General features: G+C 44.6%; 9 protein-coding genes. 7 read left to right on the forward strand and 2 right to left on the reverse strand.

What is annotated here, in order from left to right; genetic code table 11:
• Positions 1-64: 64 nt before the first annotated feature.
• Positions 65-964, forward strand: coding sequence for a selenium metabolism-associated LysR family transcriptional regulator (locus ACWNM1_RS19500; protein ID WP_449602281.1), 900 nt, complete (start codon positions 65-67; stop codon positions 962-964).
• 53 nt (positions 965-1,017) lie between these two features.
• Positions 1,018-1,920 (forward strand): PHP domain-containing protein, encoded by a 903-nt coding sequence (locus ACWNM1_RS19505; RefSeq protein ID WP_449602282.1) that lies wholly within the window; start codon positions 1,018-1,020, stop codon positions 1,918-1,920.
• Between the two features lie 252 nt (positions 1,921-2,172).
• Here ACWNM1_RS19505 and ACWNM1_RS19510 read toward each other — a convergent pair whose 3' ends face one another.
• On the reverse strand, positions 2,173-4,062 hold the full coding sequence (locus ACWNM1_RS19510; RefSeq protein ID WP_449602283.1) for an Rqc2 family fibronectin-binding protein: 1,890 nt from the start codon (positions 4,060-4,062) through the stop codon (positions 2,173-2,175).
• A 293-nt stretch (positions 4,063-4,355) separates the two neighbouring features.
• On the opposite strand from ACWNM1_RS19510, the gene ACWNM1_RS19515 reads away from it, so the two are divergent.
• From ACWNM1_RS19515 to ACWNM1_RS19535, 5 genes are all read left to right on the forward strand, one after another.
• The gene (locus tag ACWNM1_RS19515; RefSeq protein WP_042187372.1) at positions 4,356-7,175 is read left to right on the forward strand and encodes a calcium-translocating P-type ATPase, SERCA-type; all 2,820 of its coding nucleotides are present in this window, start codon (positions 4,356-4,358) and stop codon (positions 7,173-7,175) included.
• Between the two features lie 91 nt (positions 7,176-7,266).
• The gene (gene dapF / locus ACWNM1_RS19520) at positions 7,267-8,103 is read left to right on the forward strand and encodes a diaminopimelate epimerase (RefSeq protein WP_449602284.1); all 837 of its coding nucleotides are present in this window, start codon (positions 7,267-7,269) and stop codon (positions 8,101-8,103) included.
• A 145-nt stretch (positions 8,104-8,248) separates the two neighbouring features.
• Positions 8,249-9,904, forward strand: coding sequence for a spore germination protein (locus tag ACWNM1_RS19525; protein WP_449602285.1), 1,656 nt, complete (start codon positions 8,249-8,251; stop codon positions 9,902-9,904).
• Entirely contained in the window at positions 9,894-11,108 is a 1,215-nt protein-coding gene (locus ACWNM1_RS19530; protein WP_449602286.1) for a Ger(x)C family spore germination protein, read from the forward strand. The genes ACWNM1_RS19525 and ACWNM1_RS19530 overlap by 11 nt, the downstream gene beginning before the upstream one ends.
• A 22-nt stretch (positions 11,109-11,130) precedes the next feature.
• Positions 11,131-12,231 carry a GerAB/ArcD/ProY family transporter gene (locus tag ACWNM1_RS19535; protein ID WP_449602287.1) on the forward strand — a complete coding sequence of 367 codons (1,101 nt, stop codon included), beginning with the start codon at positions 11,131-11,133 and terminating at the stop codon, positions 12,229-12,231.
• Here the strand turns inward: ACWNM1_RS19535 and ACWNM1_RS19540 are convergent.
• Positions 12,204-12,461, reverse strand: a complete 258-nt coding sequence (locus tag ACWNM1_RS19540) for a hypothetical protein (protein ID WP_449602288.1) — start codon at positions 12,459-12,461, stop codon at positions 12,204-12,206. The two genes, ACWNM1_RS19535 and ACWNM1_RS19540, sit on opposite strands and share 28 nt — an antisense overlap.
• Between the last annotated feature and the right edge of the window lie 101 nt (positions 12,462-12,562).

The raw sequence follows: 12,562 nt of genomic DNA on the forward strand, positions 1-12,562 counted from the left end.
ATAAGCTTCATATCGTACATAATCCTTAAGTTTCTTTTATAGATAGCACAAGGAGTTGCAGAGCATGAACTTTCATCAATTACATATTTTTTATACTGTCTTAGAGCGAGGAAGCTTCTCGGCAGCGGCACAGACATTACATATGACTCAACCAGCAGTGACCATGCAAGTGCAGGCGCTAGAGGATTATTTTGGAACCAAGCTCTTCAATCGTTCTACCAAAAAAATCATGCTCTCCGAAGCAGGTCATACGTTAATGCCATACGCGCTACGCAGTATCCAATTGATGCGGGAGACGGATCAAGCGATGTCGGCGTTTACGCATATGTTGGAAGGGCGCTTGCAGCTTGGGGCAAGCCTTACCATTGGGGAGTATGTGCTGCCACGGCTCTTAGGTCCTTTTGGAAAGCAATATCCGAACATTTCAATCATGATGAAGGTCATGAATACCTCGCAAATTATGGAGGAAATCCTAAAACATCAGTTGAATTTTGGTTTAATTGAAGCGTCGGTAACACATCCTGATATGGTGATTGAGCCGGTGATGGGGGATGAATTGAAGTTGATTGTGCCCCATGATCATCCGCTTGCGGAGCAGCAAGAGGTCACTTTGGAGGAGGTGCTTCAGCACCCTTTTGTTCTGCGTGAGCAGGGCTCAGGAACGCGGCGTGTGATGGAAGAGCAGCTGTTCTCGAAGGGGCTTGATCCGCGATCGATGAAAATAGTGATGGAGCTTGGTAGTACGGGTGCTGTGAAGTCGGCAGTGGAGGCAGGTCTTGGGGTTACTATTATCTCGACTTCTTCTGTTAAACATGAGGTTGCACTTGGACTACTGAAAATCGTGAATATCTCGGATGCCTCATTTAAAAGACAATTCTACGCCATTCATCTAAAATCGACACTGCTGCCAATTTCTGCAGTGACGTTCTTGACTTTTTTGCGTGAGCATTCGAATGATAACTAAAGCAATATGACCAGAGGCAGGAAACTTAGAAACTAGCGGTAGAGGTGATAGAAATGGAGAATGAAACTAGACTGGATGAACTGAAGGGCGACAGACCGGAGAATATTGACGCCTCACGATGCGATCTTCACACGCATACTCAAGCCTCTGATGGCATGCAGCCACCGGAGGAAAATGTACGTCTCGCTAAAGAGAAGGGACTAATCGCAGTTGCCATTACGGATCATGATACTGTGGCTGGTGTGAAGGAAGCCCTCGAAGCAGGAAAGAGGTACGGAATCACTGTTGTACCGGGTGTAGAGATCAGCACTCGTGCTGGAGGAAAAGATATTCACGTCCTTGGATACTACGTAGATCCAGCAAATGAGTTGTTTCTTTCCCGTTTGGAAGGGCTAAGAGAAACACGGGCTCTAAGGAATGAGGCGATCCTCTCAAAATTACGTGGGCTTGGGATTGAAATTACGCTTGAGGCAGTTGTCGCGGGAATTGGACGGGAACTGAAACCTGATGAGAGCATTGGTCGACCACATATTGCTGATGAGCTGGTTCGTCTTGGCGCAGCTACGGATATGAGAGATGCGTTCAATAAGTATTTAGCCGAAGGTGCAGCGGCTTACGTGTCACCCCCACGAATCACGCCCGAGGAAGCCTGTGATTGGATTATCGAGGCGGGTGGGTCTCCAGTATTGGCACATCCAGGCCTATATGGCGACGACCAGTTAGTACGAGGGATTGTGGAGCGGGGGGCTTTTAAAGGGATTGAGGTTTATCATTCGGATCACGAACCCGCTGATTCAGAGCGTTACCTAACTATGGCTGAAGAATACAGCTTAATTATAACCGGCGGCTCGGATTTTCATGGTGCCCGCCAGGGTGTAGTATTCCATGGAGATATCGGTAGTGTTACGGTTCCTGTCCATGTGCTGGATAAATTGAAGAAGCTTACTGACATATAGCTCAATTCAAATCAATAAGTGATTTATTAGTTTTAGATTGCACTTTGTGCAATAGGATCGCCATTGCAGCTTGGAAAAAACAAGTCTATTGCACGAAATGCAATCAAAATCATTTTGTGCCAAAACTAAGTGCATTCTGTTGCACATAATGCACTAGAATAACTTCATGACTAAGCAAAGGTCTTTATGCTTGGGAGAATACGAAAACCGGCTGTCATCCACAAATGGACGACAGCCGGTTCTTTTTGTTATTTAGCTTCTCAGCGTATTTGGAAGACTCTTAATGCGATTTTCATCTGGAGTGACAAACAATGTTTTCTGATGATCGTAGATCACAAATCCGGGTTTCGAGCCACTCGGTTTGCGGACATGGCGGATCAGTGTGCAGTCTACAGGCACACTGCTTGACTGCTTCGCCTGGCTGAAATAAGCGGCAAGCTGGGCGGCTTCTTCCAGTGTGGCATCTCCAAATTCCTCACTACGGATGACAACGTGAGAACCAGGAATATCCTTGGTATGCAGCCAAGTGTCATTAGGTGAAGCTAGTCGATTAGTGACGTATTCGTTCTGTAAATTATTTTTTCCGACATATATGTCGATGCCTTCAGACGAGGTGAAGACCTGCAATGTAGGTCTTGTTGCTTTTTTCTTTTTCTTGCCTTTTTTGCTTCGGTCGCGAAGATATCCTTGACTTACAAGCTCGTCGCGGATCTCTTCAATGTCATTCAATGAAGCGTGGGCAAGCTGTTGAAGTAAACTTTCCATGTAGGATATTTCCTCATGGGTCTTGATCAGCTGCTCATTAATGACAAGGAGGCTGTTTTTATATTTGTTGTACTTTTTAAAATAACGTTGTGCATTATCCGATGGGCTTAATAAAGGGTCAAGTGGGATGACCATTTCTGCCTGATTTTCATCATAATAATTGACCAAAGAGGCTTCTTTATCTCCTTTGGACACGGCATGTAAGGAGGCAAATAGCAATTCACCCCAAATACGATAGCGATCTGCGTCTTGCGCTTCGTCTAGATCTTTCTGTAGATTGGCAAGCTTCTTAACGTTTTTGCTACGTTCGTTGCTCAGGAAACGGATCAAATCACTTACCCGTTGCTTCACCGCATCACGTTCAGCTTTATCCCCGTAGTAATCCTCCATGCACTCACTAATCGTGTTATATTGCTTCGCATTCTCACCCAATAGAGATAACGGAATCGCGGAAAAAATCATTTTCCCTTTCGCATTCGCACCTGAAACAGGAGAGAATTCGCAATTATGGACAGGTCCCATTACAGACTGGAAGGCGTCCCATAACTTTGTTGGAAATTCTGGTGCAGATTCCTGTGTATCACCTATCGCAAGGTCATTTCTGAGACGAAGAGCAATCTCTCCGGCAACAAGTGGACTCATTCCGCTGAAGGCATGCACCATCCAGCCTACCGGGTCAGCTGATGGGGAAGGACCGCCTGAGCCATCAGGTTTCTGTTCAACCTCTTCTTTTGTAATCAGGTTGGCGAGCTCACCTTCAATGATTTCTTCCGGTTCGGTCTCCTTCTCATCTTCTTCCAGTAGAGCGGATTCTTCAGCAGCTGAGATCAAATTGAGAAATCGTACTTTATCGATCTCCAGAGGGTTCAGCTTGTGTTGCTGAGGAGGCTCTGTGTAAGCGACACCGGGCATTACGATCCGGTAGCTACTGATTGATGGAGTAACATGATGAATGCCGTCTATGATCGTTCCTGTGCTGAGCTCAGTAAGGATGATATTACTATGCCGTCCCATGAGCTCTATGATGATCTTTTTGGCAGAGACGTCTCCAAGCTCATCTCTAGTCTTAACATTTATGTGAATAATTCGTTCCATGCCTACCTGAGTGATACTCTCAATAGCCCCACCTTCACAATGCTTACGCATGAGCATGCAGAACATAGGTGCTTCTGATGGGTTTATGCTGCTTCTTTCTGTAAGATGCAGACGCGGATATGTCGGATTAGCAGAGAGCAATAGCTTGCCGCCGCCACCGGCACCCCGCAGGTTGAAGATAAGATCGTGATTGTTCGGTTGATATATTTTGCCTATACGCGCACCGATGAATGATTGCAGTTCGTGCACGATAGCTCGGGTAACAATGCCGTCTAATGCCATGATAAAGCTCTCCTGTCGACGTGAAATGAATTTCTGAAAATATAAGAAAGTATAAGTGTCACATCATACTTTATATCTTATATTTCTTGTTTATACGCTTACCGCCCTTCTAAAAACACCGAAGACGTTTAAGCTTACCTCTCTATGATGCCATACTTTGGGACATTCGCGCAAAAGGGGAATTGGTTAGGCGGTGATATTATTGGACGACCTTGAATACACTTGGTCATGAACAGGTGGAAAAGCTGTGCGCCGCCGGAAGTCAAGAAACGACCGGGAGGGAAAGAAAAGTCATGGAACAAAACAGTTGGCACCGGCTCGGTGCAGAAGAGCTGCAGAAAATGTTCAATGTCCATCCGAGGACGGGCCTCAGTGGAGAGGATGCCGCGGAGCGACGGAAGCAAAATGGGTATAACGAGCTGTCCGAAGGAAAGACCGTATCCCCGTTTACCCTGCTGTTGAACCAGTTTAAGGATTTCATGGTGCTTGTGCTTATGGGTGCGACGCTCGTATCCGGTTTGCTTGGCGAATATTTGGATGCCATCACGATCATCGCGATTATCCTTTTAAACGGAGCCCTTGGGTTTGTCCAAGAATTCCGCGCAGAACGTTCGCTAAGAGCTTTAAAACAGCTCTCCGCACCTTCTGCCAAAGTACTGCGTGGGGGGAACAGTGAGGTCATTCCAGCAAAGATGTTAGTACCAGGTGATATTGTCTTGCTGGAGAGTGGTGATCGAATACCCGCGGATATACGATGGCTGGATTGCAGTTCTCTATATGTGGAGGAATCCGCGCTAACTGGGGAATCGCTGCCTGTCTCGAAGCATTCGGATGTGATCCGCGCGGAGGAGATTCCGCTCGGCGATCAGAAGAATCTTGGGTTCATGGGCACAATGGTAACCAGGGGTACTGGTAAAGCTATCGTAATTCGTACGGGTATGGACACAGAGATGGGTAAGATTGCTGACCTGATCCAGAATACAGAATCTCAGGAAACTCCCCTTCAGCATCGTCTCGAGCAGTTAGGGAAAATTTTGATCTATGTATCACTAGGTTTAACAATTGTAGTTGTAGCAGCCGGTATTTTACATGGACAGCCTGCCACAGCAATGTTCTTGGCCGGAGTAAGCTTGGCGGTCGCTGCGATTCCGGAAGGGCTTCCGGCCATTGTAACCATCGCACTTGCACTGGGTGTGCAGAGGATGATCAAACGAAAGGCTATCGTTCGTAAATTACCTTCAGTAGAAACCTTGGGCTGCGCATCCGTCATCTGTTCGGACAAGACGGGTACATTGACTCAGAATAAAATGACGGTGACCCGATTATGGACAGGCGGACGTGGCCTTGAAGTAACAGGTGAAGGTTATGCTCCGAACGGACAGGTTCTGGAGAAAGGTAAACCGGTTGATCTCAAAAATGATCAAAGTTTAAGACGGATGCTACAGGTGGGTGCTTTGTGCAGTAATGCGGAGATTATTGAGACCTTTCCGACCGAAGTGCGAGGTAAGCGTAAAGGGAAGGATAAGGACATTGTAGTTGATAAATCTTCTGACAGCTCATCGATCTGGGAACTCAAAGGAGATCCAACGGAAGGAGCTCTAGTAGCGCTCTCAGGGAAGATGGGTTTGACCGCCCAGACGCTTGCCGTAACATACTCCCGTGAGAAGGAATTTCCTTTTGATTCCGAGCGGAAGTTAATGTCAGTTATTATTGGTCATCCCGGAGGACGGATGGTATGTACGAAAGGCGCGCCTGATGTGCTGCTTAATCGCTGTTCGTATATGCTCTGGGAGGGCGGTGTCGTGCCTTTAACGCCAACATTGCGGCAGAAAGTACTTGATGCCAATGAGCAAATGGCTTCAGGTGCACTTCGTGTCCTAGGTATGGCTTATCGTGATATGCGTCCAAGTGAAAATGTGGATAGTGAAAAGGATGCGGAGTGCCAACTTGTCTTTATCGGATTGGCTGGAATGATTGATCCACCGCGGCGTGAAGTTCGCGATGCCATTAGCGTCACACGCCGAGCAGGAATTAAGACTGTGATGATTACTGGGGACCATGGAACGACTGCTGAGGCCATTGCTCACCAATTAGGAATTCTGCAACGTGGGGGCACAGTATTAACAGGGGCTCAACTGACTCGGATGGATGATGATGAGCTGGATAAAGTATCGGATAATGTGTACGTATTCGCCCGCGTATCTCCAGAGCATAAGCTTCGTATCGTGAAGTCTTTACAGCGCCGTGGTCATGTTGTGGCTATGACCGGAGACGGAGTCAATGATGCTCCAGCCATAAAGGCGGCAGATATAGGAATATCTATGGGGATCACCGGAACAGATGTGACCAAGGAAGCATCTTCATTAGTGCTAGGGGATGACAACTTCTCAACCATTGTTGCTGCCATTGAAGAGGGTAGAAACATCTATGAGAACATTCGTAAATTCATTCGATACCTGCTCGCATCAAATGTAGGGGAAATCTTGACTATGTTCTTTGCCATGATGCTCGGTCTGCCTCTGCCATTAGTGCCTATTCAAATTTTATGGGTCAACTTGGTGACAGACGGACTGCCAGCGATGGCGCTTGGTGTTGACCAGCCTGAGAAGGACTTAATGGAGCATAAGCCGCGTGGTGCAAAGGAAAATATTTTTGCCCGTCGTTTAGGGTGGAAGATCATAAGCCGTGGATTTTTAATCGGTTTATGTACGTTAGGAGCATTTTGGCTAACCTTACGTGTAGCACCAGAGAATCCAGCGCAGCTGATTCGAGCACAATCTGTAGCTTTTGCAACACTCGTTATGGCTCAGTTGATTCATGTCTTCGACTGCCGCAGTTCTCGTTCGGTGTTCCATCGAAATCCGTTCCAGAATAAGTACCTAGTTCTTGCTGTATTGTCATCCGTGATTTTGATGCTGGCTGTTATGTATATTCCATTTCTCCAGCCCGTCTTCAAAACAGTGCCGCTTAATTTCCGTGAATGGTGTCTAGTTTTTGTAACAGCGGGAATTCCGACCTTCTTGATGGGGGCTGGCAGTGTTTGGGGCGGTAAACGAAATCGAGGTCGTAGCGGCAGTAATTCGATGATAAAAAGTACAAAAATTTCGGCATAAAGTTAATAGTATTGCTCCATTCCTAAAGGTATACTTGTTGCAGTTAACGGCTCGTATCTAACTTAACATAACCTTTAGGAGTGGACTTTCAATGGAATTCACAAAAATGCACGGCCTAGGCAATGACTTCATCGTAGTTTTCGGCGAGCAAGAGCTACCAAGTAATGCAGCTGATCTTGCTGTAACGTTATGCAATCGATTCTTCGGAATTGGTGCGGACGGACTTGTATACATCCTTCCGTCTGAACGCGGCGATTACATGATGCGGATTATGAATTCTGATGGCTCGGAAGCAGAGCAGTGCGGAAATGCCATTCGCTGTGTATCCAAATATGTCTACGATCATGGCCTGGTAAATTCCGAGCAGATTGTTATTGAAACGATTGGTGCCGGAGAACAAAAGGTTACCTTGAATGTAAAAGACGGTGTAGTGGAAACTGTAACGGTTGATATGGGTGAACCTGTATTGTCCGGTCTTCAAATTCCGGTAGCTATTGATACGGAACCCGTGCTCTCAGAGCGGATTGAATCGGATGGAACCGAATTTAAGTTCACTGCAGTATCTATGGGTAATCCTCATTGTGTTATTTATGTAGAAGATGCCGTATCTTTCGATCTTGCGACATGGGGACCTAAGCTAGAGGTACATCCATTGTTCCCGAGAAAGGTAAACGTCGAGTTCGCGACGGTTCTGGATCGAGGCAGAGTAGATATGCGGGTATGGGAACGCGGAGCTGGACCAACACTTGCATGTGGGACTGGAGCTTGCGCAACTTTAGTATCTTCTGTGCTAAATGGTCTGACGGACCGAGCAGCTTGGATTAGTCTAAAGGGTGGCGATCTGTTCATTGAATGGAATGAAGAGGATAACCATGTGTATATGACAGGTCCTGCTGAGGTTGTATTCACAGGAAGAGTAGAAATTTAGATTAATACTATAAAAGGCAGCCCAAGAGACTATTCTTGGGCTGCCTTTTTTGTGATCCAACATCCTTACAGCTTTAAGTAGCCGAATAATGGAAGGGATAATCGAGAATAATACCCTCAAGCTTGAAAAAAAGGGGGGAACCTTGTTGAACATAAACGGGATAAACAGAAGAAACAAATCCGCGAAGGAACAACAGGTAGCCTCAGTTCATAAAAGCACCCGATTCCCGAGGCTTAGTGTTGATTTAGACCAAACGCTCGAACAAATAGATAGTGAGCTGGGTTATAGTCCGGATCTCAAAATTCGTCAGGTAAAGATCGGAAGTGAGAGACCTGTTCAATCAGCTACGATTCATCTCAATGGACTCGTCAACACGGAAACAGTCAATGAATTCGTTATCGGTTCGTTACTAGGAATTACAGACGATATGCTCAAAGAAAACATTTCGGCAAAAGATGATCTTAAGGATTTTATATTTAATCGTGCTTTGGAATTAGGTGAAGTGCATCTGCAAGAGGATTGGAACGAGGTCCTGCTAGCGATCCTTTCTGGCAGCACGGTTATTCTTATTGAGGGATATGACACTGCGATTATATGTGAGACGGAGGGAGGCGAAGCTCGCTCCGTCAGCGAGCCATCCACACAGCTAGTTGTACGAGGTCCAAAGGATAGTTTTGTTGAATCTGTAGCCACGAATATTTCTCTGATTCGGAGAAGAATTAAGTCACCTAAGCTAAGATTGGAACATTTGAAAATCGGAAAGGTAACTCACACTCATGTGGCCCTCATGTTCATTAAAGACAATGCTGATGAGAATCTGGTAGAAGAGGTGAGGAAAAGGCTACGTGAAATTAATGTCGATGCCATCATGGAATCCGGCTATATTGAAGAGCTGATTCAGGATAAAACCTTCACACCTTTTCCAACCATTAATAATAGCGAACGGCCTGACGTTGCAGCGACCAACTTATTAGAGGGCAGGGTTGTGATCATTATAGATGGCACCCCTTTTGTGTTGATTTTGCCTGCAGTATTTACGCTTTTTTTTCAATCTGCCTCGGATTATGCACAAAGATTCGATATTGCAAATCTTATGCGTCTTATTCGATATATCAGTTTTATTGTGCTAATTCTAGGGCCTTCCGTGTATATAGCGTTAACCACCTACCATTATGAGATGATTCCCACAACCTTACTGATCAATCTATTGTCACAACGTGAAAATGTACCTTTTCCCGCGTTTGTGGAGGCGGTGCTAATGGAGGGGGCTTTTGAGATTATAAGAGAAGCGGGAGTAAGAATGCCTCGGGCAGTTGGTCAAACTGTATCTGTGGTGGGTGCTCTTATACTTGGCCAGGCAGTTGTGGAGGCAGGAATTATTACTCCAGTGATGGTTATTGTAGTAGCGTTGACGGGGATTGCGAGCTTTGCGATACCTGCTTATAACATGGCGATATCTGGAAGGATTATTCGTTTCGGATTTTTAGTGCTGGCCGGTATGTTTGGTTTTTTTGGGATTACTTTAGGCTTGATTGTTTTGCTTGCACATATGAATAGTCTGCGTTCATTCGGTGTCCCTTATCTGTCCCCTATTGTGCCCATTTCCTCACATGGTCAAAAAGATGCGTTCTTAAGACTGCCCTTATGGGCTTTAAGAACGGAGAAAGAATCTACTAAGCACGAAGGCATTTCAGAAGGAAAGAAGCTCTCAACAGGACATGAACAGAATTTTTCTCCTAAAATCCTAAAAAAAACAACTGAGGCAGAGCAGCCAAAAAAAGGAGTGCAGGATGAAGAGTAATCGCCTTTTTTTCATTGGATCCTTATTGCCTTGCTTAATGATAATTTTAAGTCTTACAGGTTGCTGGGACAGTGTGGAGTTAAATAGAAGGGCAATCGTTTCTGGAGTGGCTATTGATAGAGGTCCTACAGATGAGGAGAAATATGTATTATCTTTTCAGATTATAATTGCTGACGAAATCTCTGGCGAGAACGCCAGAGGTGCTTCGCCAGTCGTTGTATATAAAGGTAGTGGACGTACAATGTTTGAAGCGTTGGCTAATGCTTCGCGTCAGACTGCGCGTTTTTTGTCCTTAGGACATATCCGAGTGATCGTTATTTCGGAGAAGTTTGCTCGCGAAGGCATCAAAGATATGATGGATGTACTAGAAAGAGAAAGTGAAACTAGGCTAACCAGTTACATTTTTATATCAAAGGGACAGCCAGCGGTAGATAGTATGACGACCATGACAACGTTTGGCAAAATACCCGCCAATGATCTGGTGGAGAAGCTGCAGACGACCTCTAAACAGTATGGATATAACTACATGATGGAAGTAGACGATGTAATTCGTGGTATTCAAATTCCAGGTGGTGGGCCTATCATCAATGGAGTAATGGTAATAGGCGAATTGGGCCATAAAGATAATAACGACAGTTTGAAAAATATAGAACCTGAAGCCATTCTTACAGTTACAGATTTTGCTGCATTTAAAGAGGATAAGCTAATAGGTTGGCTGCAAGGTGATGAAGCTATGGGCACCGCCCTTCTAAAAAATAAAATTACACAAATCCCTATAGTGGTTTCGACTGGTAAGGATAAATATGTATCATTCATCGTGTATTTATCTCAGGTACATATTCATGCTGATGCGAAGGATGCGGAGCATCCGGTAATCACAATATATATCACTGAGCAGGCAGGTTTAAAAGAATCACTCACTGCCTTGAATTTGACAGATCCTAAGGTCTTAACTAATCTTTCTGAACTTTTAGAAAAGGATATTAAGGAGAAGATACAAGCAGCTATTTCAGCAGCCCGAAAGCTCAAAAGTGATTATCTTGGCTTCGGTGAAACAGTAGAACGAGAGAATCCACGTGGCTGGAAACAAGCGAAGGATCATTGGGAAAACATATTTGCAACCTGCGAGATCAAAATTGACTTGGATGTGGTTATTCGGCATACCGATATGCGAAATGATTCCTTCCAGTCTAAAAAGAATTGATGAAATAAAAGGAGGGGTAGCCATGGGTAATATAAAGATAGGACTACTGCAGTTTTTCACCTTGACGGTGTTGTTTGAACTAGGAACGGCGCTGGTAGTGAATCTGGGAATGGAGTCTGATAGAGATGCCTGGATTTCCATACTACTGGGAAGTTTGCTGGGTCTGATCGTTTTTGCGGGGTACGCTTATCTGTATAGAAAATTTCCAGATATACCTTTGACGGTATATATCCGAAAGCTGTTAGGCAAATATATAGGTACGGTAATTTCCATACTCTACATTATTTTGTTTCTCAATGTTGCCGGTCGGGATTTACGGGATGGTAGCTCTATGCTGGTTATGGCTACTATGCACAGGACGCCGTTATTCATTGTAGCGATGTTAATGGTATTAGCTAGTGCTTATGTATTGCATAAAGGAGTAGAAGTGCTGTCCCGAACTTCGTTGGTGTTTGCGGTGCTTGTAATACTAATCGGATTATTTTGTTCGAGCATGCTAATGTTCTCGGGCTCCATTAATTTGAACCGTTTGCTCCCTGTTTTTGAGAATGGAATTAAGCCAGTTTTTTCCTCTGTGTTACATCAAAACTACATGTTCCCTTTTGGTGAAATGATCTGTTTTACTATGCTTATGCCTTATCTGAATAACGTTAAAAAAGGTCCTTGGGTAATCGCTGCGGGCATATTTGTATCAGGTATTCTCTTGAGCCTGACTATGGTTTTAAATATATCCGTGCTTGGTTCAGATATTGTTAAAAGATCACCGCTCCCTCTAATGCCTACGATCAGTAAAATCTCTATATCCGATTTTGTTCAACGATTAGATATATTAGTTGTCATGGTACTGATAATCGGTGTTTTTTTCAAATTGTCTGTTTTTTTTGCGGCAGCACTTATTGGGATATCAGAATTGTTCAAGATGCCTTATCGAAGAATGGTTTATCCGGTAGCTCTTATTATCCTGTTTAGTTCGATGCTGAACGCCCGGAGCTTCACAGAACATATTGAAGAGGGAGGAAAACTGTTATACACGGTCTTTCCCTTCTTTATGGTGTTGATTCCATTGCTCCTAATTATTATTACAGCGATAAGAAGTCACAGTTCCCCTCCTCGTTCTGGTTGATGCCCCGTCTTCCAGGCTAGGATATCGGGAATAATCAGGCATAGCAATAAAATACAAGCAGCGGCTTTTTCAGAGGCTGTATATAGCAAGTAATTTAGAATATAACTGATATTGCCCAGACCATACCCGAACAACCAATCCCCCATATACAGAAATAATAAGCAGAGATTGCATAAAAGTAGAATTACCATGTATTTTCGGATCAGAAACTTTCTTGTTTTTTTCTTCACTTAAATGCCCCCTTTAATTGTTTTTTGATAGTATGAGGATTTTAATACTTGATCATGCATACCCGGGCTGGGGGTCTGATTGCTTTTCTTGTGAAAGCTTA

It is taken from the genome of Paenibacillus sp. Marseille-Q9583, assembly GCF_976954365.1.